Here is a 22,869-nt window from a genome sequence, read left to right as displayed (position 1 = left end):
CGAGGCCGCCGGAACGCGCGGCATATTCTAAAATTGGGATCCGATGTCAGCTCTGATGGGGACCGCGCATCATCCTCATGGCGTCCGAGATGTGGCGCCATTCGCGGGCCTCCTCGGCCTCGCCACTGGCCTCGCATTGCTGCGCCTTCTGCGCAGCTTGTGCGACAGCCGAGGCGCCGTGCATCTCGAGCATCTGCCGGGCGATCGCGTGGATCTGGACTTCAGACATCATGTCGAGCTCCTGTCGCCGGATCGAATGGTCCGCGACAACTTTCTCTACACCGATGCGTTCCGTGAGCTGGATCACCGCACGTCCGGTTCCACCGGCTCAGACTGCGCCCCGTAATTTACCTTACGTGATCAATCCGATTTCGCGCACGCCGCCGCACTGTTACTTCTGACTGAGATTCGCCGGATGGCGATTTGAGGAGACGGACATGACGCAGGTCTTCTTCCACTGCTCCAATCCCGATGAGTTCCTCGTCGATCGGCGTGGAACCGCGGTCATCGATCTCGCCGAGGCCTGTGATCACGCCGAGCGCGTCATGCATTCGCTGATCTCCTCCGAAAGCGACGAGGATTGGCGCGACTGGGTGCTGCACATTTCCGACGATCTCGGCGAGGAAATCATCGCCATGCCGTTCGCGTCGGTGCTCGGCCCGATGCATTGAACGGAGCTGCGCGCCCTGCCGCGGCGCTGAGACATTGTGTCCGCATTAGGGTTACTGGCTCCCTCACAGGTTCCGCTCCTCGCATTCTTATCGCCACATTTGTCCGCCATTTCGGCGCTGATGCGACGGAGGGGACATCTCATGACCAGACTGCTGGCGACCGCGGCCTTGGCGCTGACACTGACGGCATCGGCGGCGATGGCCGACGAGCACCGCGGCGGCGATGCCGCACTGGGCGCCTTGTCGGGCGCCGTCGTATTCGGACCGGTGGGAGCCGTTGCCGGCGCCGTCGTCGGCTATACCGCAGGTCCTTCGATCGCGCGCTCCTGGGGCTTCCGCCGCTCGCGTGCAGCCCGGTCGCAGCAGGTCCGGCGTCCAGTCAGGGACAGCCAGGCTGCGATGACCGAGCCTCAGCAGCAGCCGCAGGCCGCGCCGCGCAGCGCACCACCGCCTGCACGGACCATTGCTGTCGCTCCGCCGGCGCCGCGCGGCCCGGTGGCGCCGCCGGTGCAGACACTCGAGTAGACCGCTGGTAAATCAGTAGCCGCGGGCGCGATCGACGACGTTCAGCAACGTCTCTCCGCGCAGCAGACGCCGCGCATTCTCCGCCACCTGCTGCGCGATCACCTCCCAGGAGGCGATCGCCGCCATGTGCGGCGTCACCAGCACGCCCGGCTCGCGCCACAGCGCATGGTCCGCGGGCAATGGCTCATGCTCGAAGACGTCGAGCACGGCGCCGCGCAGATGGCCGCTGCGGAGCAGCGCGACCAGATCCTCCGTCACCAGATGCTCGCCGCGGCTGCACAGGATCACCGCGGCACCCTTGGGCAGCCGGCCCAGGCGCCCGGCATTGAGCAGGCCCACGGTCGAGGCCGTCAGCGGCAGCAGCGAGACCAGGATCTCCGTCTCACCCAGGAAGTCGTCGAGCGCATCGGCGCCGCTATAGGTCCGCACGCCGGCGAGCGCCTTGGGCGAGCGCGACCACGCGCTCACCGCGAAGCCCAGCTCGACCAGACGGATCGCCGCCGCGGAGCCGAGTTCGCCGAGCCCGAGAATGCCGACCCGACGGTCCTTCGCGGCACGCTGCTCGTACCGACGCCACACGCCGTTGCGCGCATTGCTGACCACGCGATCGAAGTCGCGGTGGAAATACAGCGTCCCCCACAGCACGAACTCGGTCATGGCCGCGGAGATATCGGGATCGACGATCCGGCACAGCGGCACATCCGGCACGGTCGGATCGGACAGGATGTTGTCGACGCCCGCCGCGATCGAATGGATCAGCTTCAGCTTCGGCATCGTCGCGAGCGCGCCGGGCTCCGGCTTCCAGCACACCGCAAGCTCGGCATCGCGTGCCGCCGACTCCGGCCATGACGCGACGGTCACGCCCGGCAGCTCGCGCGCGAGCAGCGCCTGCATCGGATCCATCAGTCCGGGACGGCTGAGAAGCGCGACCGTGATCATGCCGGCCGCAGTCCGCACCATTGCGCGACGAACATCGCAATGGACAGCGTGGTCTTGCGCACGCTGTCGAGATCGACACGCTCGTCGAACGCGTGCGGACCGATGCCATAGGGCCCGTAGCACAGCGCCGGGATGCCATAGTCGACCTGATAGTAGCGGGTGTCGTTGACCGCCGTAGAGAGCCGCACGTCGAGCGGCTTCTCGAATACCCGTGCATGTACCTCGGCCAGCGCGGCCTCGGCGGCGCTGCCGGGCTCGCACACCGCAGGATCGGCCTGGAAGCCGCTCCACACCAGCTCGACCGGATTCTCCGACAGGAAGCTGTCTGCGGCCTGCGCCTTCGCGAGACACTGCTCGATGCCGGCCATGGCCTGCGCCGGCGTCTCGCCCGGCAGCACGCCGAGCCGGCAATCGAGGTCGCACCAGGCCGGCGTCGAGCTCGCCCAGTCGCCGCCCTTGATGATGCCGACGTTGAACTTGATCGGATCCTTGACCGCAGCGAACCAGGCGTTCGACTTGGCACGCGCGTTGATCTCTTTCGTGTGCTCCTGGAAGGCGCGGATCAGATGCATCGCCGAGAGGATCGCATTGGTGCCGGTCTCGGCATAGGCGACGTGCACCGGCGTGCCGCGCACGCGCAGCCGGAACCAGATCGCGCCGACCTGCGCGCGGGTCAGCGTGTGGCCGGTCGGCTCCGGGATCAGGCAGGCGTCGGCCGTATAGCCGCGCATCAGAGTCGAGAGCGCGCCGTTGCCCGTGCTCTCCTCCTCGGTCACGGTCTCCAGATGGATGCGCCCGTCCGGCACGAAGCCGGCGGCCTTGATGGCGTCGAGCGCGAAGATCATCGCGGAGACACCGGCCTTCATGTCCTGCGCGCCGCGACCGATCATCCAGCCGTCACGCACGATCGCCTGATACGGTGGATCGTTCCAGAGATCGGTCGGGCCCTCGGGCACGACGTCGATGTGGCCCTGCAGGATCAGGCTGCGTCCCTTGCCCGCGCCGTCCAGCGTCGCCACCACCTGCTTGGAGCCGTCGAGTGCGATGCTGTCCATCGGCGCCGCCTTGGGATGGCGCATCAGGTCGACGTCTTCAAGGCTGAAGCGGTCGACCTGATAGCCGCGGGTCTCGAACTCGCCGGCCAGCCAGTCCTGCACCGGCGCCTCTTCGCCGCGCAGGCTGCGGAACTGGACGAGTTGCTGCAGGAAGGCGACCTGCTTGGCGAAGTTGGCATCAACAGCGGCGGCGAGCCGCTCCATCACGTCATTCGGCACAGCCGCCGCAGCGTCAGTCACGTCTCAAACCTCCAGCCTTCCCATTCACCTCGGCCGCGCGTCAGGCGGCCAGGCACTTCTCCAGGATCGCGAGCCCTTCGTCCACGATCTCGTCGGACGCGGTCAGCGGCACCAGAATGCGGATGGTGCTCGCGGTGACGCCGCAGGACAACAGGATCAGTCCGTTCTCGTGTGCGACGCGGGTCACGCGCTTGGTCATCTCGGAATCCGGCTCGTCGCTGCCGCGCTGCTTCAGGATATCGAATGCAACCATCGCGCCAGGACCGCGCGGCCCGGAAACCGGAACCAGGTTGTTGGCGCGCGAGAAGCGCTCGATCGCCGCGCGCAATCGGTCGCCGATCGCATTGGCGCGGTCGAGCAGCTTCTCCTGCTCGAACACGTCGAGCACGGCGAGCGCCGCCGCGCAGGCCAGCGGATTGCCGCCGTAGGTGCCGCCGAGGCCGCCCGGCTCCGCGGCGTCCATGATCGCGGCACGTCCGATCACGCCGGACAGCGGCATGCCGCCGGCGAGACTCTTGGCGACGCAGATCAGGTCCGGCTGCACGTCGTAGTGCTCCATCGCGAACATCTTGCCGGTGCGGCCGAAGCCGGTCTGCACCTCGTCTGCGATCAGCACGATGCCATGGGCGTCGCAGATCCGGCGCAGGCCCCGCATCAGCTCCGGCGGCGCCTGGTGGAAACCGCCCTCGCCCTGCACCGGCTCGATGATGATGGCCGCGACCTGCGAGGCGTCGATGTCGGCCTTGAAGATGAAGTTGATGTAGGACAGCGTGTCCTCGACCGACACGCTGCTGCCGGCGATCGGGAACGGCGCGTGCCAGACCCCGGGCAGCGGCGGTCCGAAATGCTTCTTGTACGGCATCACCTTGCCGGTCATGGCGTTGGCGAGCGCGGTGCGGCCGTGGAAGGCGCCGGTGAAGGCGATGATGCCGCTGCGCCCCGTGGCCGCGCGCGCGATCTTGATCGCGTTCTCGGTCGCCTCCGCGCCGGTCGTCAGCAGGATCGACTTGGCCGGCCCCCAAATCGGCGCCAGCGCGTTGAGCCGTTCGCTCAGCCGCACATACGGCTCGTATTGCAGCACCTGGAAGCAGGTGTGGGTGAAGCGGTCGAGCTGCGCGCGGATCGCGGCAACGACATGCGGATGGCAGTGGCCGGTGTTGAGCACCGCGATGCCGCCGGCAAAGTCGACATAGCGCTTGCCCTCGACGTCCCACACCTCGCTGTTGAGGGCGCGGTCGGCAAACAGCGGCGTCGCATAGCTCACGCCCCTGACGACGGCCTCGTGTCGTCGCGCCAGCAGGTCTTCGTTCGCAGCCGAAATTACAGCCATGGCTCAACTCCTCGTGGGAAAAATCGAGCAGAAGGCTACGCCGAGAGCCGTCGCGATCAATCAGCTTGTTCCCGATGACAAGTGCCTGCAATGCACCAGACCCAGCGGGATGAGCGCGCGGCTACGCGGCGAGCACCTTCTTCAGCCACGCCCGCAGCGCCACGATCGCGGGCTCGTCCCAGCGCTCCCGGAGCGCGACGAGCTGATAGGCTCCCATGTGGAGTGCCGAGGGGATCACCTCGACCAGCGCACCGCTGCGCAGATCATCGGCGACCAGCACCTCGTTGGCGAGCGCGACGCCCTGGCCGAAGCGGGCGGCTTCGATGGCGAGATGCGCGTGCCACAGCCGCTGCCCGCGCAACGTGACCGGCTCCCGATACCCCGCCAGCTCGAACCATTGCTCCCATTGCGCGGTGGATTCCTCGTGGATCAGCGAGGCCCTGGCGAGGCCCGGGAGTGTCGCGATCGCCGGAAACCTTGCCAGATAGGCCGGGCTTGCGACCGGGAATACACGTGGGCGCACCAGCTCCTCGGCGACCACGCCGCCGCCCCGGTCGATCGCCTCGGCATAGACGATCTCCGCATCCGCTTCGCCGCGCTGCAGGTCGGGGTGCGCCAGCGTCGGCTGCAGATTGATGTCCCAGTTGCGCGGCGGGCCGCTCAGCTCGGGCAGCCGCGCCAGCAGGCGGCGATTGGCGAGGCCTGGAATGCACCAGATGTTCAGGGTCGGACGCGCTGCGGGCCGCACCGAAATTGTCGCGCGGGCGATGATGTCGAAGGCCTGGCTGACCTCGGCATGAAACTGGCGCCCGGCCTCGGTCAGCGCGAGGCCCCGCCCCTCGGCACGCACCAGCGCCACGCCCAGGCTGCGTTGCAGATTCTGCAGATGACGCGAGACCACGGTGTGGCTGACGGCGAGTTCGTCGCCTGCGGCGCGCACGCTGCCCTTGCGGCCGACGGCCTCGAAGGCACGCAGCGCGATCAGGGAGGGCAATCGAGGTCTCGTCATGCTCGCACAGTTCTCAGCCTGCGCGATCCCCCTCCCCGCCCTCAAGCGGGAACCGCCACGATCCGTCTGTCGCGCGGCTGATGTCGGAGCGCCGGCTGCCTTGGCGGCGTCCGTTGACCGCACGAGGCGCTCCGGGCGGAGCGCCGCATCGCGGTCACGAGGGCGCTTGCGCGCGTCATGCCGCTCTTACCGTCAGCATCGGCGCAACGCCAGCCCAGAGAAAGCCACACTCGCGGGAGCGACCTCCGCGGACGTCTTAACGTGGCAAGCCGCGTCGCAAACGATCCTTAAGCCTGCGGCCATGGCAGTCCGCCGTTTGCCAAAAAGTTTCCACAATTCGACTTTGAATCGGCAGTGCTTCGAGCAGGAGAACCCCCAAGATGCGGATCAGCCAAATGATCTCCGTCGGTTCGCTGGCAGCCCTCGTCGCGACGGCCGCCCCCGCACTGGCGAAAAGCTCCCAGACGCCCAAACCGGATGATCAGGCCACATCGTCCCTGCCGTGCCGCGCCTACCAGCAGGCTCCCGACGGGACATGGATGGAGCGGCCCTGTCAGGGCCAGGGCGCAAGCGCGCCGGCGCGTCAGCGCGCGGTCACCAACGGGGCCGGCAGCGCGGAACAACGTTAGCGGACTTGGTTAGCGGACTTGTGGTTAGCGGACTTGTGGTTAGCGGACTTGGCACGAGAGCCGGAGCGCCTGCGCTGGTGCCGCGCTCAGTAGGGCGGCGCCCTGCGCGCCCGCTGCTCCCTGCCCGCCTCGACCCACCACAACAGATCGTCGGCAAAGCGCGGAAACGCGCGCTCCAGCGCCTGGCCGGAATCGCCGGTCGGCTTGCCGTCGGCAGATAGCGACTGACCGATCGGGCCGACGGCAAGCGTGCTCGACACCACCACCATCCCCATCTCCGACAACGTGCCGTGCCACGCGGTGGCGGCGCGTGCCCCGGAGAGCCGGCCGGCGGAATAGCTCGCGATCGCCGCCGGACGCCAGAACCATTCCTCGAGAAAGTGGTCGGTGAGGTTCTTCAGTCCCGGCTGCATGCCCCAATTATATTCGCCGGTGACGAACACGAAGCCGTCGGCGGCACGGATCTTGGCCGCAAGCTCGGCCATGGCCGCTGGCGCCTGGCCGGGCGGATATTCCTTGTACATGCGGTCGAGCATCGGGAGGCCGACCGCCCTGGCGTCGATCAGCTCGACGTCCTGGTCCTTGGCGCGCAACCCGTCCACGACGAATTGCGCGAGCCGGATGCCCATCCGGTCGGAGCGATAGGAGCCGTAGAGGACGAGGATGCGGAAGCTCATGGCGCGTCAACTCCTGGCCGGACGATCCGCGCCAGACTACCACGCCGCATTGCCATCGAGGTCATTATGGTCACGCCGCGGAACGCTGGACCGGCGGCGCGTGGTTGGCGGAAACGAGGCTTGGCACGCTCAGCGCGTCACCGTGGCCGAAGCGGAGCGCTCGGATGGCCGGCCGAACACGCTGCGGCAACCGTCGCTGAGGCTGGCGCGCTGCTTCATCATGCAGGCAATGATGCGGTCGCGATCGGGAATCTCCGACGAGCACAGCCGGAACACGTCGCCGGTGCACAGCCGCCGCTGGTCGTCCTCCGTGAAGGCATGGCCCGCGCGCGGGCTGGCGACCATCGCCAGCGCAAGCCCTGCCATTGCCACATTCCAATTCCGCATCCTGAACAGATGAGTTCGCATCGCCGTCCCCAATTCGCCCGCTGTTTGTCCGGTTCACCCGCTGCTTTCGCTGATGTCGCGAAGCAGTTGCCGCCGCAGAATCAAATGATGACACGTCGCGGCGCGCCTTCAACAAGCGCTCTCGTTCCTGCACCACAATTTTGCGGCCTGTTGCATCTTCGACTCCTTTTGCGCTGCCGGACCCCGTGAGACGCCGCCAAATTGTCATTAGGCGAACGCAATCCGGCCCAGCCGCGCTCACACTCTCACGGCGTAGTGGCGGCGTGCTGATGGTGCTTCGGACCATCACGTGTCCCGAGTTTAGGTGTGGGAGTCAGGTTCATGGCGTACACGATGGTGGCTGAGCGGGAGCAGCAGACAATCCGCAAGCAGCGCGAAAGCGCCCTCATCGTTCTCGCCAACGCACAGGTGATGGAGGCGGAAGGCTGGCAGGTCGTCATCACCGACGAGGACGGCAACAGCCTGCCGCTCGCCGAGTTCGAAGCTGGCATCTCGCAGAAATTCTCGTCCTGGTACAAGGCCAAGCAGCGGCCGGTGGTGCCCACCACCATCCCAGCCCCCAACCTGTTCTCGACGCCGGCCAATGACGACGCCGAGCCGGAGGCCATCGTGGCCGCCGAACTCGCCGCCGAGCAGGTCGAGACGGCCGAGGTCCAGGAAGCTGCGGTCCAGGAGATCGCCGAGGACGATTTCGAAACGGCCGAGACCGCCAACGCTCCGACGGCCGAGAAGGCCGAGCGCGAGGAGATCGCACTCGACGCCGCCGAGATGGCCGACTGATATCGCCGCCGCGCCGCAGCATCAGCGAGAGTCACTCGCCGCCTTCGTAGAACAGCTCCAACGGCAGCCCGACCTGGGCCTCGCCGATCCATTGACGCGCAATGATGTTGGACGGCCCCGCGCGTGCACCGCGGTATACGCATGCGATCGGCCAGCGGTGTCGACCGTAGCCACAGCGACCGCCGCATCAAAGATCAAGCCAGCCGCAGACCTTGCGCCACGATCTTGCGTCCTTGGATGGCGCGGCTTCCTTGCGCGATTGGCCTGCGCCGGGCGACTAACAAATACGCTCGCATCGCGGCTCTCGGTCGAACAACGATCATCGCAACGAAGAAACCGGTTGCCCGCCGGGCAAATCAAGCGGCATTTCCATCTGACGGCGTCGCTCCAGAGGCTGAATCGACGAGAAGCGCGATGCGCGCAGAAGCGATTTTCAGCAGGCCCATCAAGCTGATTTGGCCTGTCCAGTCCCATCGTCAGAAATATTCCGCTTTTCCTAAATCGGATTCAGTGCTTTTGTCGTGCCATCTCTCGCTCGCAAGAGGGGCGTATCGCGGTCGTCACGGACGTGGAGCGGGAGGAGCGGTGGACGCGATGGCAGCGCAGCGCATCTTTGCGCCGACGAACGCTGATGTCGCGTACGGTCAAGTCGCGTGGTCCTGGCATCCCGACGCTGATGCCCCCACGGTGGCGCGCCCAAAGCGCGTTGTCGTGCACGGTGACCAGAAAGCCCGGCGCACCGGGGAGCGCGCGAAGCAGCCGTTAAGATCATCGCGCGGGGAATGCCGGTTGCCCGGCGGAACCTGTGGTGACTGCCGCCTGCTTTTTTTCTGCAGGCGGGCCATGGGTTGCGGCCAGCATCCCGGCATTCCCCGCGCCCTCTGCCGTGCGGAGGGCAAGACGAATGGAATCACTCGGACGCAGGATGCGTCGCGAGATCGCGAGATCGCGAGATCATGGGTGGATGATGGCGGATGGCGGGAGGCGCTTGTTCGCGAGGCGCCTCAACACACACGTCATCACTCCGGGGCGCAGCGCGAGTCCGGATCCATATGCCGCAGCAGAACTTATGAAACGAGATGGAGTGACCAGCATGCCTCACATGCCCGCTCTGGATTATGGATGCCGGGCTCGCGCTACGCGCGCCCCGGCATGACGATGGAGCGAGGTCATGGCCCATCCCACGGCTGTCATGCCCCGCGCAGGCGGGGCATCCAGTACGCCGCGGCCTTTCGGTCGATCACTGCCGTCCCGGAATACTGGATCGCCCGGTCGAGCCGGGCGATGACGCCGAGCAGGAATTCTCAGCCCGGAAGGCCGCGCGAGGTCGTTGTCTCAAACGCGTCTCGTCTGCATCACAACAGCTTCGCGCTCACGAACAGCGTGCGCACGGCGTTGGTGGCCTGCACCGTCATGATCGCGTTGTCGGCCGCGGCCTGCAGCGCGGCCATGGCCTGGTCGTGCAGCGACTTGAACTCCATCCACTCGACGGCATTGAGGCTGGTGAGGAACTGATGGGCCTGCCCGACCGTCGAAATCACGACTGGCTTGCCGTTCACCTTGATGTTGAAGGTGGTACGCAGACGCGTTTCCGAGTTTGCGGGATCAATCATGGGGACCTTCCGGAAGATGCGACGGGCGTCACCGCCGAGGTCGCGCCGAGGCCCAGCAACAAAACGTCACTCGGTCTTTTGCGCGGTCCGCGTCGGGGTGCCAGCCTCGAGCCCGACGACGACAACGAGTCGGTTGAACTCGCCGTCATCATACGCCTTCAGGAAGCGATCGTAATTCTTGATCGAGACGCAGCCGTTCGAATCACCCTCCGGACCCAGCATATAGGGGTGGGTCAGCAATCCGCTCCGGCCCAGGGTCGATCCTTCCACCACGTTCATGCGCAGGGCGCGCACGCCGTGAAACGGTTTTTCGCGCGGCTTCAGGTCATAGGTGGCGGGTGGGGTCGCGCCAACCATGCGCTGATTGACGTGCTCTGGGTCGTCGCGCAGGCTGCCCATGCCGGAATGGGCCTCGAGCCCGATGCCGGACGGCAGATACACCATCCTGGCCTTGATGTCGTACACGGCGGTCTTGTCATAGCCGAGCGCGCCGAGATCGATCCCGGAGCGCACGATGCCGCTATCCGGACCGAGCGAGGCGAACTTGGTCGGGCTCGGCAACAGGTCGGACAGCTTCTGCAGGATGGAGCGATCGTCGACACGTCCGACCGCTTCAGGCGCACTGGCCGAAACCAGGCTGGTCGGCAGGTTGGCGACGGACGGGCGCGGTCGTGGCAGCGGCACGCCCGGTGCAGGCATCGTGACGGTATTGCCCTCCGTCAGCATCGGCCGCCAATCGCTGTTGCTGGGGTCGCGTCCGCCCGAATCGCGCGCTTCCATGCCCTTGACCAGCGCGGCCCGGGCATCGAGCAGTTGGCGGTCGATCGCGCCGCGAAGGGCGAAACGGTCGAGCGCGCGAATCGCGTCTTTTTCCGAATAGGCCGTGGCCGAGGCAGAGGCCGGCGCGAAACGTGTCTCGAAGGTGATGGACGGCGCGCCGGCGGCCGGCAGCGCCGCGGTCGCAAGCGACGTCTCCTCGCTGTTGGCGCCGACCCATGCAGCCGCGCCCGCCGCGATCGCAAGTGCTGCAAGCACGAATGCGATCGCTTCGGAGCGCCCGAAGCGGCCTTGCGACAACAGAACGTCTACGCTTGCTTCACTGGAAGCCATCACGTCCCCGATATACCCCCTTTTTCGGACCACCCGGGAAAGGTGCCCGACCCCAAGGGGTACGATTCGACCCGTCATGACATAGGATGGCAAGAGTGCGGCATAATCTAGACAAACGCCAGCCCGGAGTGCCACGGCGCCTCCGGGGGATTGGGCCCGCCCTGGCGCCGCCATGTCTTCCCAGAACAAGAAATTACCTCGATCATTCAAATATTTGGAGCAGCCAATGAAGGCGGATTGTGATGCTCTCGGCCGATTTGTCGACGCACAGAATTCGATTTATTCGCGTGTGACCGCCGAACTTGCGGCCGGCGCCAAGCAAAGCCACTGGATGTGGTTCGTGTTTCCGCAGGTCGAAGGGCTCGGCCACTCCGCCATGGCCCAGCGCTACGCGATCCGCTCCCGTGCCGAGGCCGAGGCCTATCTGACGCATCCCCTGCTCGGCCCGCGACTGCTCGAATGCACCCGTCTGGTGCTCGCGGTGCAGGGCAAGTCGCTGCGCGACATTCTGGGTGTCCCGGACGATGCCAAATTCCGCTCCTGCATGACGCTGTTCGATTCGATCAGCCCGAACGGGATCTTCGCTCGGGCGCTCGATCGCTATTGCGACGGTGCGCGGGACCCGGCGACGCTCGCGTTTCTGCAGCACCGCACCGCATGAGCACACGGTTACCGCAGACGCGCATCTCGGCCTCATCCGGCCGACACGGCAATGAACCAGCTCTGCCGTGCGGCCGGATTTCGGGTGACAAGCCCGAACAGGAAACTTGATCGCGCCAAGATTTGCGGCTCCCATCCGCCGCGTTGTTTGTCCCAAGGAGACACACTCATGAAGAAGTTTTTCCTGATTGCCGCGCTCGCGACCTTCGCCGCCGGATCTGCCTTCGCCCAAGACAGCTGTGAGACCAAGGCCGTGGGCAAGGACGGCAAAGTGCTGGCCGGCGCCGCCAAGACCTCGTTCATGAAGAAGTGCATGGCCGAGACCTGCGAAACCAAGGCGGTCGGCTCCGACGGCAAGAAGCTCTCCGGCGCGGCCAAGACCAGCTTCATGAAGAAGTGCGAGGCCGGCGGCTGACGCGCTGGCGGCTGACGACACTGGCGCCCCGCCATGATGCTTGGCGGGGCAAGCCATGCCGGCGGGGTCCAAGCCGTTCGACATCGAGGTGCTCGCCTCCCCGCGTCGTAGGACCGGCACACTGTTGAACCGAGGGGAACCCGCAGGACACCACTGCATGTCGCCCGCCCTGGCGGGCCCATGCGAGATCATCATGCTCACCGCATCCGCCCTGCTCTGGACCCGTGTCGCCGCCGGCATCTTCGGCTTTCTCGCCCTCAATTCCGGCTACGGACTCTGGCTTCAGCGCAAGAAGACCAGCGGCGGCCGCGACTGGCCGGTCGTCGAGGGGGAGATCGTGGCCTCGGCGGTGTCTGTCGCGGCGACGCATCGGTCCGCAGATGACACCGATGCCAAGCCTGACATCCGCTACCGTTACGAGGTGTTGGGCAAGAGCTACGAAGGTCGCCGCATCCGTTTCGGCAGCCCGAGCCGCGTCACGCGCCTGCAAGCCGACGAGATCGCCGGCAAATATCCGCAAGGCGCGAAGGTTCGCGTTTTTTACGATCCGAAACGCCCCTCGCAATCGGTGCTCGAGCCCACCAATGCCAGCGGCACGGCGGCGCTTGTGGCGCTGTTCGTCGTGCTGTCGGCCGTGACCGCCGTGTTGGTGGCGCATTCGCTCGCCGGCAAGGTGCTCACGACCGAGGCTGGCGTGCCGTTGTTCGCCTTCCTGATGCCGTTCGCCCTGTTCGGCTTCGGAGCCGTCGCACTCGCCTCCTATTGGAAGCTGCGGCAGGAGCGCCTGGCGAGCCGCTCCTGGCCGACTGCGCCGGGGCGCATCACGCGCTCCGGCGTGACGATGGAGATCACACGACGTGAGGACGATCGCGGACGAGAAACGGAAGAGGAGCGTTTCCGGGTCACGATCGAATACAGCTACACGGTGAATGGTCGCTCTTTCCACAGCACGCATTGGAACTGGGGCTGGACCGCGCTGCATTCCGACAGGTCGAGCGCTGAAGCCGTCGCCGCCAAATACCCGGTCAACACCGACGTCACCGTCTACTACGATCCGTTACAACCCGAGACGGCCGTGCTCGATCCCACAAACAAGAGCGGCGTCACGGCGCCGCTCTGGGTCGGCATCTTCGTGATCGCGATCGGCGCGCTGTTCCTGTTCGTCTTCACCCACGTCCAGATGAGCTAGCTTGGGATGATGCGAACAAAGCGCAAGCAGAGCACGAACGACGAGTATGGCCGCGTCGTCAGCTGCGCAGGCCCGGCGCTTCGTGGCCGCTGCGGGCGACATACTCGGTATAGCCGCCGCCATACTGATGGAGGCCGTCAGGGGTCAGCTCGAGCACGCGGTTGGAGAGCGCGGCGAGGAAATGACGGTCGTGCGAGACGAACAGCATGGTGCCCTCGAAGCTCGACAGGGCCGCGATCAGCATCTCCTTGGTCGCCATGTCCAGATGGTTGGTCGGCTCGTCCAGCACCAGGAAGTTCGGCGGATCGTAGAGCATCTTCGCCATCACCAGCCGCGCCTTCTCGCCCCCCGACAGCACCCGACATCTCTTTTCGACGTCGTCGCCGGAGAAGCCGAAGCAGCCGGCCAGCGCCCGCAGCGAGCCTTGACCAGCTTGCGGAAACGAATGCTCGAGCGACTCGAACACGGTCTCGTCGCCGTCCAGCAGGTCCATCGCATGCTGGGCGAAGTAGCCCATCTTGACGCTGCCCCCGATCGCCACCGAGCCGTCATCGGGCTCGGCGGTGCCGGCAACCAGCTTCAGCAAAGTCGACTTGCCGGCGCCGTTGACGCCCATCACGCACCAGCGCTCGCGGCGCCGGATCATGAAGTCCAGCCCGTCGTAGATGCGGCGGCTGCCATAGCTCTTGGACACGTTCTTCAGCGCCACCACGTCCTCGCCCGAGCGCGGCGCGGGCAGAAAGTCGAACGCCACGGTCTGGCGCCGCTTCGGCGGCTCGACCCGCTCGATCTTGTCGAGCTTCTTGACCCTGCTCTGCACCTGCGCCGCGTGCGAGGCCCGCGCCTTGAAACGCTCGATGAACTTGATCTCCTTGGCGAGCATCGCCTGCTGGCGCTCATATTGCGCCTGCTGCTGCTTCTCGTTCAACGCCCGCTGCTGCTCGTAGAAATCGTAGTCGCCGGAATAGGTCGTGAGCTGGCCGGCGTCGATCTCGATCACCTTGTTGATGATCCGGTTGATGAACTCGCGGTCGTGCGAGGTCATCAGCAGCGCGCCCTCGTAGCCCTTGAGGAAATGCTCCAGCCAGATCAGGCTCTCGAGATCGAGATGGTTGGACGGCTCGTCGAGCAGCATTACGTCGGGCCGCATCAGGAGAATGCGCGCCAGCGCGACGCGCATCTTCCAGCCGCCGGACAACAGGCCGACGTCCTTGTCCATCATCTCCTCGGAGAAGCCGAGGCCAGCCAGCGCCTCGCGGGCGCGGCTGTCGAGCGCGTAGCCGTCGAGCTCCTCGAACCGCGCCAGCACCTCGCCATACCGCGCGATGATGTCGTCCATCTCGTCGGCACGGTCCGGATCGGCCATGCCGGCCTCGAGCTCCTTGAGCTCGGCCGCCACCGACGACACCGGCCCGGCGCCGTCCATGACCTCCGCCACGGCGCTGCGACCGGACATCTCGCCGACATCCTGGTTGAAATAGCCGATCGAGACGCCGCGATCGATCGAGACCTGCCCCTCGTCGGGCTGCTCGCGCCCCGAAATCATCCGGAACAGCGTCGTCTTGCCGGCCCCATTCGGGCCGACCAGTCCGATCTTCTCCCCCTTCTGAAGGGCGGCGGAGGCTTCGATGAAGAGAATCTGGTGGCCGACTTGCTTGGAGACGTTATCGAGGCGGATCATGAGGGCTCAGGCGGTGGACAGGTTGCCGCCGCTCTTAGTCGATGCGCGCCGCCGGTGGAAGGCGCAATTTTGCAGCGCAACTCACGCCTTGAGCGGAGCCGGTCAGCGGCCTGGAGGCCGAAAATCCTGGTTGCCGAACGGCTTGTCGGTCGGAATGCGGATCGCGACGTAGCCCCGATCCATCGACGCGTGGCATGCGTTGCATCCCGACGTCAATTCGGTCACGGCGGAAGCGAAGCGCTTGCCATCCTTGGCGGCTATGGCGTCCGAGATCGACTGGATCGGCTGGCCGAGCGTGGTGACGTTGTCCACCGGCAGGCCTGAATAGAAGACCGCAGCGTCAGTCAGGCTCTGCCTCAACTGGGCAAGCTCATAGGACGCGAGATCCCAATTCTTGGACTGTCCCGCGAACCAGAGCTTCGCGTGTCTGACCTGAATCAGATTCATGATGTCGCCGAGCCGCGGCAGATATTGTTCTGCATTGGACTGCGACTGCGCTGCAGCCAGGGAGATGGCCGAACAGGCGACCAGAACGCCTGAAACCCACTTGCGATAGCTCATTCCATGCCCCGCTTCCAAACAAACCGCTACGGAAGACATACCGCTGCGATCGAAACCGGACTTGCGATTGATCAAGGCCAAGGCCGCCTCCGATCGTTCGAGCCCGCCAGACGAATGATCCGCCGAAGCGGCTGCCTCGGCGGATCATCATATCAGCCCCCGGCCCCGGGGTGTTGTGTTCGGCGTCTTAGGCTGCGGCTTTCGCGCCGGTCGGAACCATCGCGATCGTCTTCAGGACCTGAGACGCGATCTGGTAGGGGTCGCCCTGGGAGTTCGGACGGCGGTCTTCCAGATAGCCCTTGTAGGCGTTGTTCACGAAGGAATGCGGCACGCGAATCGAGGCGCCGCGGTCGGCCACACCCCAGCTGAAGGTGTCGATCGAGGCGGTCTCGTGCTTGCCGGTCAGGCGCATGTGGTTGTCCGGACCGTACACCGCGATGTGGTCGGCACGAGCTTCCTTGAAGGCGTCCATCAGCTTCTCGAAATACTCCTTGCCGCCGACTTCGCGCATGTACTTGGTCGAGAAGTTGCAGTGCATGCCCGAACCGTTCCAGTCGGTGTCGCCGAGCGGTTTGCAGTGGAACTCGATGTCGATGCCGTACTTTTCGGTCAGGCGCAGCATCAGATAGCGGGCCATCCACATCTGGTCAGCAGCCGTGCGCGAGCCCTTGCCGAACACCTGGAATTCCCACTGGCCCTTCGCCACCTCGGCGTTGATGCCTTCGTGGTTGATGCCGGCCGCGAGGCAGAGGTCGAGATGCTCTTCGACGATCTTGCGGGCGACGTCGCCGACGTTCTTGAAGCCGACGCCGGTGTAGTACGGGCCCTGCGGGGCCGGATAGCCGTATTCCGGGAAGCCGAGCGGACGGCCGTCCTTATAGAAGAAGTACTCCTGCTCAAAGCCGAACCACGCGTCTGGATCGTCCAGGATGGTGGCGCGGGCGTTCGACGGATGCGGGGTCTTGCCGTCCGGCATCATCACTTCGCACATCACCAGCACACCGTTGGTGCGGGCGGCGTCGGGATACACGGCAACCGGCTTCAACACGCAGTCGGAGCTATGGCCTTCGGCCTGCATCGTCGACGAGCCGTCGAAGCCCCAAAGAGGCAGCTGTTCCAGGGTCGGAAAAGAGGAAAATTCCTTGATCTGTGTCTTGCCGCGCAAATTCGGCACCGGCTTGTAGCCGTCGAGCCAGATGTACTCGAGCTTGTATTTCGTCATTGAGCCTCTCTGTCTTATCGAAAGGTGGGAGCCCAGCAATCGAAGGCTCCCCGCTTACCCGGCCACGATCGGCCAGCGCACTCTTAAGCATGGAACGTGCCAAATCCCGCGACGTCCCGTCGCGTGGACGGAGACCAATCGGGGCGGAGCCGGCGGCGGATTTTGCACGTCAGGGGTGCGGCAAAGCAGCGCGACCGGGATTGCACGGAGCGCATGGCGGAGAAAAGAGCCTGTCGAAAACCCGCTTGATTCCTTAGCATTTGCGGCGATGCGCAAGAGAGGCCGAACAAGCCGTCAGCACCTCCCGGACATTTTCGAAAAGACTTGAGCTCCGCTTCGCAACCTTTGGTCCAGCCCAAGTGTTGGTCAGCGGCACGTTGCTGCGGAGGGAGCACAAGAAAAAATGCCTGTAAAACGCGCAACATGTGATTTCGTTTTGATCATGTTGCATTCCCTCCGGGCAGCACTGATATCGAGACTGGTCACCACAAGACAACGAGTCGGGCGCAACCTGATGTGTGGCCCGCTGGAAGGAGACTGAGGAATGGACACAAATGTGGACGAGGGATCCGCCAGGATCTACCAATTTCCGCGCGGAGGGCGAGCGGGTCTTGCGCCCCGCCAATCCGGATCATCGCCCGCGCCGCTGATCGCGCCGTCGATCCAGCCGACGATCTATAGCGGCAGCTGGTATCATGACGAGGCGATCCAGGAAGCCAAGCCGGCGTGGGATCGCTGATGTCAGTCCGTACCGTGACGCCATCACGCCTTTGCTGAAGGGTCGGACCGACAAGGTTCCGGCCCTTTTTCTTGCGCTGCCGTCTGCATGTCTCTCGCCGCTCCTGACGGTCGCCGGCGGACTCGACCTGCCGGGTTAAACAAGCCGCCGTCGTGACCCGTTTCATGGTCTTCCCTGTCCTGTCGAAGGGCTGTGCCTGCGGCGTCGCGTCCGTCGATGAAACAGCGTTTCACATCGAAGCCCGCGTCCCCTAGAACAAGACGATGTCCGCCTATCCACTTCGCCATCTCGGCCTTCACGGCGCCAGCAACTTCAGAGATCTCGGCGGATATCCCAGCAGGGATGGCCGGCACGTGCGATGGCGGCGGCTGTTTCGGTCGAACCATCTCGGACAGCTGACCGAGCCCGACGTCGCGGTCCTGCGGGAGCTCGGCATTCGCGCAGCGTTCGATTTACGCGGTCGCAACGAGCGCGCGGCCGGCCTCTGCACGATCGCCGAGATCACCGTGCACTCCGTGCCGATCGAGCCGAGCGTCGTGCCGGCGCTGCGGGCCCTGGCGACACGAGGACAGCTCACGACCGACCATGCCTTGGAGCTGATGCGCGAGTCCTACCGCAACTACATCCGCAACTACACGCCGCGCTTCCGCGCGCTGTTCCAGCATGTTCTCAATGAGGACGTCCCGTTGGTGATCCATTGCACGGCCGGCAAGGACCGCACCGGTGTGGCCTGCGCGCTGGTCCTACACGCGCTCGACGTTGCGGATGACGTCATCCTGGAAGACTACCTGCTCACGAACCAGCTCTATCGTCGCGAGACCGCGGCTCACCCAGATCTTCCCGCTGATGTCGTCCAGACGATCGGGATGGTCCAGGCGTCGTTCCTCGCAGCTGCGTTCGACGCCATGCGTGATGACTTCGGCGACGTCGACACCTACCTGCGCGACGGTCTCGGCATCGACGACGCAGCGCGGAAGACGTTACAGGAGCGCTATCTCACGCCGTAAGTCGGTGTGGCGCGAATACGCTTGAGCCCGATCAGGCCGCTTCGATATCGGCTGTCTCGGCGGCTTCCATTGCGTCGAGATCGGCAATCACCTCCTCGAATGCGGAAATCGCCTGCTGAACCGCCGCGATCTGCATCAATTCCCAACCGGTCACCGGACCTGCCCGGTTCTGCAGGGCGACCACCAGATCCCGCCGCTGCTCCTTCAGTTGCACCAGCGGCAAACCATGGTCCGGCAGATGTCTCATCATGTCAAAGCTCCAACGCCCCTCAAGCGGCATAGCGACAGGCTAGCGGGCTGCGCTGGCAATCCACTTACGAAAGTCCGGCAAATTTTATCGATCAGGCCAGCGCAACCGGCACCGTCAGGATGGCGCTGGCCAAAACGTCGCTGATCTTCGCGGTGGCGGCTTCGCTCACATGCAAGCGGTCACCGTGCCCGTCGTCGAGCGCCGACAACGGAATCTGGCCGGCCTCATACCAGCTCTTCATCAAATTCCAGCGCCCGAAGAGGTTGACGTTGGCCGCAGACGTGACCTTCTCGATCCGTCGCTGAATGTCCTCGGCACGCGCCAGCCTGTTCGGCACCGTCACGATCGCAGCCGTGTACTGCAGGTCGATCACGATGACGTCGATGGACAGCGCCGTCAGCCATCGAACGCCGACGCGCAGCGCCGCCTCGACGTCATCGGGACTGTAGACCTCGGGTCTGTAGGCGGCGTTGGTGCCGACCTGCCAGATGACGAGCGAGGGCTGCTCCGCAATCACGTCGCATTCGAAGCGCGAGAGCTGGTCCGGGGATTCCTGTCCGCCCACACCCCGATTGAGGACGTCGATCATGCAGCCGAAATTGGCCTTGCGCAGCGACTGCTCGATCCGGGCCGGAAAAGCGATGATTCCGTTGGTGCCCGCGGTGGAAGATGAGCCCAGCGCCACGATCCGGGTCTTGCGCTGCGCATCCAGACTCTGTCTGAAACGTTTGATTGGACAAGAAAAACTGGTGGGGACGTCAGGAAATTCGAGAGAGCCTGTCGCGGTCATGGTCACCTCTGACGAACCACGCCTTCTGATTGCAATTCCATGCCCCGGCCGCCCGGCCATTGCAACTCATCGGCAGGATCATAGTATAGCAAGCGGCGCTGTGGGGCGCGTCAACGGAGACCAGGGACGGAATGAACGGAGCAGTGATTGTCATAACGGGTGCGCAAGGGGCGCTCGGGCGCAGCGTGGCCGATCTCGCGCTCGCACGGGGCGCACATGTGGCCGGGATCGACCATGCCCAGGCCGAAATCCCGGCGAGTGACGACCGCATCGAGCTCGGAGGCGTCGATCTCTCCGACCCCGAGCAGGCAAAGGTCGCGATCGACTCCGTCGCCGCCCACTTCGGCACTCTGGATGCGCTGATCAACATCGCCGGCGCGTTCGCGTTCGAGACGACCGCCGATGGCGACGATTCCGTCTGGGAGACGATGCATGCGCGAAACCTGATGACCGCGCTGCACGCATCGCGCGCGGCTATACCGCATCTCGTCCGCTCCAACACGGGCCGCATCGTCAACATCGGCGCCATGGGCGCGCTCCAGGCCAGTGCCGGCATGGGCCCCTATGCGGCCTCCAAGTCGGGAGTGCATCGCCTGACGGAAGCGCTCGCGGCCGAATGGAAGGGCAAGATCACCGTCAACGCCGTCCTGCCGTCGACGATCGATACGCCGGCCAACCGCGCCAGCATGCCCAAGGCCGATTTCGACAAATGGGTGACGCCGCAGGAACTCGCAGAGGTCATTCTGTTTCTAGCCAGCGACGCCGCGAGCGGTGTGACCGGCGCACTGATACCGGTTATCGGCCGGGTGTAGCGAAGCCAGCCGGTTACCCCGACTTGGCGCTGACATCACGGGACTCGGCGGGCTAGACTCGCGCGCGCGCTGAGTCGCACACATCGGACGGCCCCTTGGAAACCGCGCTCTACCTTCCCGTCAAACGCTTCCTCGAAAACCTCGGCTTCTCGGTCAAAGGGGAAGTCGGCGGCTGTGACGTGGTGGCGCTCAAGGGCGACGACCCGCCGGTGGTGGTCGTCTGCGAGCTGAAGCAGGTCTTCAACTTGGAACTGCTGCTGCAGGCGGTCGACCGGGCCGGTGCCTGCGACGAGGTCTGGATCGCGGCGAAGCTGTCGGCACGCGGCAAGGGCCGCGAGAGCGACGCACGCTATCGCAATCTGTGCCGCCGGCTCGGCTTCGGCATGCTGACCGTGACCTCAGCCGGAGACATCGAAGTGCTGGTGCAGCCGCCCACCACCGCGCCGCGCAAGAATCCCAAGAAGCGTTCGCGTCTTGTGATCGAGCATCAGCGGCGCAAGGGCGACCCCGTCGCGGGCGGCTCGACCCGCGCACCCATCATGACGGCCTATCGGCAGCAGGCGCTGGCCTGCGCTTCGGCGCTGTCGGACGGGCCGAGACGCGTCCGCGACCTCCGCGCGGACATTCCGGATGCGCCGAAGATCTTGCAGCGTAACGTCTATGGCTGGTTCGACCGCGCCGAGCGCGGCGTCTATGTCCTCACGAAAGCCGGGCTCGCGGCCTTGCGCCGCTGGCCCCAGGATATCCACATGACGCAGGCAGCGTTGCCCGATCGCGACATGGTGAACGCATAGCTGGGCTGCCTCGCGGAATATATATTGCAATGCAACAATCCTGCTTCTAGGTATCCGGGACGATTCACGAGGCCCCCATGAGCGAAGATTGGAACACCAAGTACGGTCCGCGTCGCGTCAGGCGTGATCCCCCGACTCTGGAGGAGGCGATCTTCGCTGCGTCAGGGATCACCGACGACGTCCAGGCTCAGGCCGAGATCGCGTCGGCGCTGATGGGTCTGCCGCTCGAGCAGGTGCTCCCCGAGGTCAAGAAGGCAGTCCGCGTTGCCGCGCGCACCAACACGCGCGTCATCACGGCCGACCAGGGCACGCAGCAGCGCGCCGTCGTGGTCGAGCGCCGCACCGTGCGCCGCTTCAATTTCGACAAGCGCACCGGCACCTGAACGCCCTCCGGGGCGCATCGGCCAATGCAATCAAACGAAAAGGCGCGGCAGCGGTGATCGCTGTCGCGCCTTTGTCGTCGCAGCAACGGCTCGGCTCAGGCGGCGCGCTTGTCGCCGTACATCCGGGTCACGAGCTTCCAGCAGGCGCGATTGAGGGTGAAGAACGCCCGCGCTGCCGCGATGGGTGCTTCGATCACGAGCTTCGCCAGCTCATCCTGGGGCTGCTCGGTCAGATCGATCGTGCCGGTCGATTCGCCGTGACGGAACGCCAGATGCGCACCGAACTTGGCTGCCAGCGCCCGCATCGCATGGTTCTGCGATCCGGTCGTCACGCGAAGCTTGCGATAGCCCTTCCACCGCGCCTCCGAGATCACGCGCTGGAATAGCAGGCTGCCGACCCCACGGCGACGCACGCAAGCCTCCACGCTGAACGCAATCTCCGGAAGCCCGTCCTCGGACTGCTCCGGCGGATGCAACTCGGCGGCGCCGCGCACCAGGCCGTTTTCCATGTAGGCGACGACGATCGTGCCGTCGGCCGCACAGCGGGCCGCGTAGCGTTCGATGAAACTGTCATCGAGGAAGCCGTTGAATCGATCGTGCCGGCTTTCCGCATCGAGCCGCAACAGATGATCGCGCAGCAACGGCAGTTCCTCGTGCTGGCTGAGCGTCCGCACATAGCCGAAGCCCGGCCGGGGACGAAAAGTATCTACCTGTGACACTGCCTGAGACTCCTCTCGAGAGCCCTCGCACAGACGTCTTTCCCTAGACAGGAGCTATATTGTGCATCGCAACATTCATTTCAAGCCCCATGCTCTACGGAGAGAACATGCGGCCATGCAAGGATCGCGTGAGTTAACGATTCGTTTGTGTACGAATCATCACAGCACGAGCTGAGTCTGGGTCACGATCGCGACCAGACGCCCGTCCTCGGTTTCCACCCGGGTCTGCCATACCTGGGTGCGGCGGCCGCGATGCACGGGCGTGGCGGTTGCCGTCACCACGGTCCCCTCCTTGGCGCCGCCGATGAAGTTGGTCTTGCTCTCGATCGTGGTGGTGCCCTTGGCATCCTGCGGCAGGTTGATCACGGTCGCGGCCGCGCCGACCGAATCCGCCAGCGCCATGACGGCGCCGCCATGGATGGTGTGATGCAGGGTGCAGAGATCCGGCCGCACCTGCATCTGCGCCACGACGCGATCGGCGCTGGCCTCGGTGAAGGTGACGCCCTTCAAGTCCGCGAACGGCATCTTCATCGCATTGATCTTGTCGAGTGGCGTCATGCCTTCCCTCCCCCGTTTGATCGGACGACCCGTCTTCGCGGGTCAGCGCCGCATCTGGATGCGCCGGGCTTCGAACCCGAAGCAATGACCTGAAAGGTCATTG

The 22,869-nt window shown here is 65.2% G+C and carries 28 protein-coding genes; 12 read left to right on the top strand and 16 right to left on the bottom strand.

The features are described from left to right. Positions 1 to 46: 46 nt before the first annotated feature. Entirely contained in the window at positions 47 to 229 is a 183-nt protein-coding gene (locus tag QX070_RS32080; protein ID WP_315741166.1) for a hypothetical protein, read from the bottom strand. Positions 230 to 437: 208 nt separating this feature from the next. Here QX070_RS32080 and QX070_RS32075 point away from each other — a divergent pair, with 208 nt between their 5' ends. Both QX070_RS32075 and QX070_RS32070 read left to right on the top strand, forming a co-directional pair. Then, entirely contained in the window at positions 438 to 671 is a 234-nt protein-coding gene (locus tag QX070_RS32075) for a DUF6894 family protein (RefSeq protein WP_315741140.1), read from the top strand. A gap of 141 nt (positions 672 to 812) precedes the next feature. Continuing rightward, positions 813 to 1,196 carry a hypothetical protein gene (locus QX070_RS32070; RefSeq protein ID WP_315741139.1) on the top strand — a complete coding sequence of 128 codons (384 nt, stop codon included), beginning with the start codon at positions 813 to 815 and terminating at the stop codon, positions 1,194 to 1,196. Positions 1,197 to 1,208: 12 nt separating this feature from the next. Here the strand turns inward: QX070_RS32070 and QX070_RS32065 are convergent, their stop codons facing one another. From QX070_RS32065 to QX070_RS32050, 4 genes are all read right to left on the bottom strand, one after another. Next, positions 1,209 to 2,135 (bottom strand): glyoxylate/hydroxypyruvate reductase A, encoded by a 927-nt coding sequence (locus QX070_RS32065; protein WP_315741165.1) that lies wholly within the window; start codon positions 2,133 to 2,135, stop codon positions 1,209 to 1,211. Continuing rightward, positions 2,132 to 3,430 (bottom strand): ArgE/DapE family deacylase, encoded by a 1,299-nt coding sequence (locus tag QX070_RS32060; protein WP_315741138.1) that lies wholly within the window; start codon positions 3,428 to 3,430, stop codon positions 2,132 to 2,134. The genes QX070_RS32065 and QX070_RS32060 overlap by 4 nt, the downstream gene beginning before the upstream one ends. 40 nt (positions 3,431 to 3,470) lie before the next feature. Then, complete coding sequence (gene gabT / locus QX070_RS32055; RefSeq protein WP_315741137.1) at positions 3,471 to 4,760, bottom strand: 4-aminobutyrate--2-oxoglutarate transaminase; 1,290 nt, start codon at positions 4,758 to 4,760, stop codon at positions 3,471 to 3,473. 121 nt (positions 4,761 to 4,881) lie between these two features. After that, positions 4,882 to 5,769: a LysR substrate-binding domain-containing protein gene (locus tag QX070_RS32050; protein WP_315741136.1), complete on the bottom strand. Its 888-nt coding sequence runs from the start codon at positions 5,767 to 5,769 to the stop codon at positions 4,882 to 4,884. 380 nt (positions 5,770 to 6,149) lie between these two features. Here QX070_RS32050 and QX070_RS32045 point away from each other — a divergent pair, with 380 nt between their 5' ends. After that, on the top strand, positions 6,150 to 6,398 hold the full coding sequence (locus tag QX070_RS32045; RefSeq protein WP_315741135.1) for a hypothetical protein: 249 nt from the start codon (positions 6,150 to 6,152) through the stop codon (positions 6,396 to 6,398). Positions 6,399 to 6,484: 86 nt separating this feature from the next. Here the strand turns inward: QX070_RS32045 and QX070_RS32040 are convergent, their stop codons facing one another. Both QX070_RS32040 and QX070_RS32035 read right to left on the bottom strand, forming a co-directional pair. Beyond that, a complete protein-coding gene (locus QX070_RS32040; RefSeq protein ID WP_315741134.1) occupies positions 6,485 to 7,075 on the bottom strand; it encodes an NAD(P)H-dependent oxidoreductase in 591 nt (196 codons plus the stop codon). Positions 7,076 to 7,204: 129 nt separating this feature from the next. Beyond that, entirely contained in the window at positions 7,205 to 7,441 is a 237-nt protein-coding gene (locus QX070_RS32035; protein WP_315712310.1) for a hypothetical protein, read from the bottom strand. Positions 7,442 to 7,804: 363 nt separating this feature from the next. On the opposite strand from QX070_RS32035, the gene QX070_RS32030 reads away from it, so the two are divergent. Beyond that, positions 7,805 to 8,263, top strand: coding sequence for a hypothetical protein (locus QX070_RS32030; RefSeq protein WP_315741133.1), 459 nt, complete (start codon positions 7,805 to 7,807; stop codon positions 8,261 to 8,263). A gap of 1,355 nt (positions 8,264 to 9,618) precedes the next feature. Here the strand turns inward: QX070_RS32030 and QX070_RS32025 are convergent. Beyond that, complete coding sequence (locus QX070_RS32025) at positions 9,619 to 9,876, bottom strand: hypothetical protein (RefSeq protein WP_315712312.1); 258 nt, start codon at positions 9,874 to 9,876, stop codon at positions 9,619 to 9,621. Between the two features lie 66 nt (positions 9,877 to 9,942). Continuing rightward, the gene (locus QX070_RS32020; RefSeq protein ID WP_315741164.1) at positions 9,943 to 10,986 is read right to left on the bottom strand and encodes a DUF2778 domain-containing protein; all 1,044 of its coding nucleotides are present in this window, start codon (positions 10,984 to 10,986) and stop codon (positions 9,943 to 9,945) included. Positions 10,987 to 11,212: 226 nt separating this feature from the next. Here QX070_RS32020 and QX070_RS32015 point away from each other — a divergent pair, with 226 nt between their 5' ends. The 3 genes from QX070_RS32015 (at position 11,213) to QX070_RS32005 (ending at position 13,250) form a co-directional block, all read left to right on the top strand. After that, entirely contained in the window at positions 11,213 to 11,647 is a 435-nt protein-coding gene (locus tag QX070_RS32015; RefSeq protein WP_315741132.1) for a DUF1810 domain-containing protein, read from the top strand. A gap of 168 nt (positions 11,648 to 11,815) precedes the next feature. Continuing rightward, positions 11,816 to 12,061 carry a hypothetical protein gene (locus QX070_RS32010; protein WP_315741131.1) on the top strand — a complete coding sequence of 82 codons (246 nt, stop codon included), beginning with the start codon at positions 11,816 to 11,818 and terminating at the stop codon, positions 12,059 to 12,061. Between the two features lie 193 nt (positions 12,062 to 12,254). Beyond that, positions 12,255 to 13,250 carry a DUF3592 domain-containing protein gene (locus QX070_RS32005; RefSeq protein ID WP_315741130.1) on the top strand — a complete coding sequence of 332 codons (996 nt, stop codon included), beginning with the start codon at positions 12,255 to 12,257 and terminating at the stop codon, positions 13,248 to 13,250. Between the two features lie 58 nt (positions 13,251 to 13,308). Here QX070_RS32005 and QX070_RS32000 read toward each other — a convergent pair whose 3' ends face one another. From QX070_RS32000 to QX070_RS31990, 3 genes are all read right to left on the bottom strand, one after another. Continuing rightward, positions 13,309 to 14,931, bottom strand: a complete 1,623-nt coding sequence (locus tag QX070_RS32000; protein ID WP_315741129.1) for an ABC-F family ATP-binding cassette domain-containing protein — start codon at positions 14,929 to 14,931, stop codon at positions 13,309 to 13,311. A gap of 102 nt (positions 14,932 to 15,033) precedes the next feature. Next, the gene (locus QX070_RS31995; RefSeq protein ID WP_315741163.1) at positions 15,034 to 15,492 is read right to left on the bottom strand and encodes a hypothetical protein; all 459 of its coding nucleotides are present in this window, start codon (positions 15,490 to 15,492) and stop codon (positions 15,034 to 15,036) included. A 187-nt stretch (positions 15,493 to 15,679) separates the two neighbouring features. Further along, positions 15,680 to 16,714 carry a glutamine synthetase beta-grasp domain-containing protein gene (locus tag QX070_RS31990; RefSeq protein ID WP_315712320.1) on the bottom strand — a complete coding sequence of 345 codons (1,035 nt, stop codon included), beginning with the start codon at positions 16,712 to 16,714 and terminating at the stop codon, positions 15,680 to 15,682. Between the two features lie 544 nt (positions 16,715 to 17,258). On the opposite strand from QX070_RS31990, the gene QX070_RS31985 reads away from it, so the two are divergent. Further along, the gene (locus QX070_RS31985; protein WP_315741128.1) at positions 17,259 to 17,453 is read left to right on the top strand and encodes a DUF2735 domain-containing protein; all 195 of its coding nucleotides are present in this window, start codon (positions 17,259 to 17,261) and stop codon (positions 17,451 to 17,453) included. Positions 17,454 to 17,716: 263 nt separating this feature from the next. Next, positions 17,717 to 18,460 carry a tyrosine-protein phosphatase gene (locus QX070_RS31980; RefSeq protein WP_315741127.1) on the top strand — a complete coding sequence of 248 codons (744 nt, stop codon included), beginning with the start codon at positions 17,717 to 17,719 and terminating at the stop codon, positions 18,458 to 18,460. A gap of 31 nt (positions 18,461 to 18,491) precedes the next feature. Here QX070_RS31980 and QX070_RS31975 read toward each other — a convergent pair whose 3' ends face one another. Both QX070_RS31975 and QX070_RS31970 read right to left on the bottom strand, forming a co-directional pair. Next, a complete protein-coding gene (locus QX070_RS31975) occupies positions 18,492 to 18,710 on the bottom strand; it encodes a hypothetical protein (RefSeq protein ID WP_012044361.1) in 219 nt (72 codons plus the stop codon). Between the two features lie 91 nt (positions 18,711 to 18,801). Then, a complete protein-coding gene (locus QX070_RS31970; protein WP_315741162.1) occupies positions 18,802 to 19,500 on the bottom strand; it encodes an SGNH/GDSL hydrolase family protein in 699 nt (232 codons plus the stop codon). A 131-nt stretch (positions 19,501 to 19,631) separates the two neighbouring features. Between QX070_RS31970 and QX070_RS31965 the strand changes: the two genes are divergently transcribed. The 3 genes from QX070_RS31965 to QX070_RS31955 all read left to right on the top strand — a co-directional run bounded on the left by QX070_RS31965 (position 19,632) and on the right by QX070_RS31955 (position 21,489). Continuing rightward, positions 19,632 to 20,312, top strand: coding sequence for an SDR family oxidoreductase (locus QX070_RS31965; protein WP_315741126.1), 681 nt, complete (start codon positions 19,632 to 19,634; stop codon positions 20,310 to 20,312). A 95-nt stretch (positions 20,313 to 20,407) separates the two neighbouring features. Next, positions 20,408 to 21,106, top strand: a complete 699-nt coding sequence (locus tag QX070_RS31960; RefSeq protein WP_315741125.1) for a DUF2161 domain-containing phosphodiesterase — start codon at positions 20,408 to 20,410, stop codon at positions 21,104 to 21,106. A 77-nt stretch (positions 21,107 to 21,183) separates the two neighbouring features. Continuing rightward, on the top strand, positions 21,184 to 21,489 hold the full coding sequence (locus QX070_RS31955) for a hypothetical protein (protein WP_172109527.1): 306 nt from the start codon (positions 21,184 to 21,186) through the stop codon (positions 21,487 to 21,489). 95 nt (positions 21,490 to 21,584) lie between these two features. Here the strand turns inward: QX070_RS31955 and QX070_RS31950 are convergent, their stop codons facing one another. Both QX070_RS31950 and QX070_RS31945 read right to left on the bottom strand, forming a co-directional pair. Next, positions 21,585 to 22,241, bottom strand: a complete 657-nt coding sequence (locus QX070_RS31950) for an N-acetyltransferase family protein (RefSeq protein WP_409998061.1) — start codon at positions 22,239 to 22,241, stop codon at positions 21,585 to 21,587. Between the two features lie 126 nt (positions 22,242 to 22,367). Beyond that, on the bottom strand, positions 22,368 to 22,766 hold the full coding sequence (locus QX070_RS31945; RefSeq protein WP_315741123.1) for a PaaI family thioesterase: 399 nt from the start codon (positions 22,764 to 22,766) through the stop codon (positions 22,368 to 22,370). Positions 22,767 to 22,869: the final 103 nt, after the last annotated feature.

The sequence above is a fragment of the Bradyrhizobium sp. SZCCHNR1093 genome (genome assembly GCF_032381175.1).
Lineage (GTDB): Bacteria > Pseudomonadota > Alphaproteobacteria > Rhizobiales > Xanthobacteraceae > Bradyrhizobium.
Note: the sequence above shows the minus strand (reverse complement) of the source record. Positions and strands in the feature narration are given on the sequence as shown.

What these genes read in the sequence shown, in the direction of transcription:
- QX070_RS32080 (WP_315741166.1), bottom strand. Translation starts at nt 229, where the DNA reads ATGTCTGAAGTCCAGATCCACGCGATCGCCCGGCAGATGCTCGAGATG.
- QX070_RS32075 (WP_315741140.1), top strand. Translation starts at nt 438, where the DNA reads ATGACGCAGGTCTTCTTCCACTGCTCCAATCCCGATGAGTTCCTCGTC.
- QX070_RS32070 (WP_315741139.1), top strand. Translation starts at nt 813, where the DNA reads ATGACCAGACTGCTGGCGACCGCGGCCTTGGCGCTGACACTGACGGCA.
- QX070_RS32065 (WP_315741165.1), bottom strand. Translation starts at nt 2,135, where the DNA reads ATGATCACGGTCGCGCTTCTCAGCCGTCCCGGACTGATGGATCCGATG.
- gabT (WP_315741137.1), bottom strand. Translation starts at nt 4,760, where the DNA reads ATGGCTGTAATTTCGGCTGCGAACGAAGACCTGCTGGCGCGACGACAC.
- QX070_RS32050 (WP_315741136.1), bottom strand. Translation starts at nt 5,769, where the DNA reads ATGACGAGACCTCGATTGCCCTCCCTGATCGCGCTGCGTGCCTTCGAG.
- QX070_RS32045 (WP_315741135.1), top strand. Translation starts at nt 6,150, where the DNA reads ATGCGGATCAGCCAAATGATCTCCGTCGGTTCGCTGGCAGCCCTCGTC.
- QX070_RS32040 (WP_315741134.1), bottom strand. Translation starts at nt 7,075, where the DNA reads ATGAGCTTCCGCATCCTCGTCCTCTACGGCTCCTATCGCTCCGACCGG.
- QX070_RS32035 (WP_315712310.1), bottom strand. Translation starts at nt 7,441, where the DNA reads ATGGCAGGGCTTGCGCTGGCGATGGTCGCCAGCCCGCGCGCGGGCCAT.
- QX070_RS32030 (WP_315741133.1), top strand. Translation starts at nt 7,805, where the DNA reads ATGGCGTACACGATGGTGGCTGAGCGGGAGCAGCAGACAATCCGCAAG.
- QX070_RS32025 (WP_315712312.1), bottom strand. Translation starts at nt 9,876, where the DNA reads ATGATTGATCCCGCAAACTCGGAAACGCGTCTGCGTACCACCTTCAAC.
- QX070_RS32020 (WP_315741164.1), bottom strand. Translation starts at nt 10,986, where the DNA reads ATGGCTTCCAGTGAAGCAAGCGTAGACGTTCTGTTGTCGCAAGGCCGC.
- QX070_RS32015 (WP_315741132.1), top strand. Translation starts at nt 11,213, where the DNA reads ATGAAGGCGGATTGTGATGCTCTCGGCCGATTTGTCGACGCACAGAAT.
- QX070_RS32010 (WP_315741131.1), top strand. Translation starts at nt 11,816, where the DNA reads ATGAAGAAGTTTTTCCTGATTGCCGCGCTCGCGACCTTCGCCGCCGGA.
- QX070_RS32005 (WP_315741130.1), top strand. Translation starts at nt 12,255, where the DNA reads ATGCTCACCGCATCCGCCCTGCTCTGGACCCGTGTCGCCGCCGGCATC.
- QX070_RS32000 (WP_315741129.1), bottom strand. Translation starts at nt 14,931, where the DNA reads ATGATCCGCCTCGATAACGTCTCCAAGCAAGTCGGCCACCAGATTCTC.
- QX070_RS31995 (WP_315741163.1), bottom strand. Translation starts at nt 15,492, where the DNA reads ATGAGCTATCGCAAGTGGGTTTCAGGCGTTCTGGTCGCCTGTTCGGCC.
- QX070_RS31990 (WP_315712320.1), bottom strand. Translation starts at nt 16,714, where the DNA reads ATGACGAAATACAAGCTCGAGTACATCTGGCTCGACGGCTACAAGCCG.
- QX070_RS31985 (WP_315741128.1), top strand. Translation starts at nt 17,259, where the DNA reads ATGGACACAAATGTGGACGAGGGATCCGCCAGGATCTACCAATTTCCG.
- QX070_RS31980 (WP_315741127.1), top strand. Translation starts at nt 17,717, where the DNA reads ATGTCCGCCTATCCACTTCGCCATCTCGGCCTTCACGGCGCCAGCAAC.
- QX070_RS31975 (WP_012044361.1), bottom strand. Translation starts at nt 18,710, where the DNA reads ATGATGAGACATCTGCCGGACCATGGTTTGCCGCTGGTGCAACTGAAG.
- QX070_RS31970 (WP_315741162.1), bottom strand. Translation starts at nt 19,500, where the DNA reads ATGACCGCGACAGGCTCTCTCGAATTTCCTGACGTCCCCACCAGTTTT.
- QX070_RS31965 (WP_315741126.1), top strand. Translation starts at nt 19,632, where the DNA reads ATGAACGGAGCAGTGATTGTCATAACGGGTGCGCAAGGGGCGCTCGGG.
- QX070_RS31955 (WP_172109527.1), top strand. Translation starts at nt 21,184, where the DNA reads ATGAGCGAAGATTGGAACACCAAGTACGGTCCGCGTCGCGTCAGGCGT.
- QX070_RS31945 (WP_315741123.1), bottom strand. Translation starts at nt 22,766, where the DNA reads ATGACGCCACTCGACAAGATCAATGCGATGAAGATGCCGTTCGCGGAC.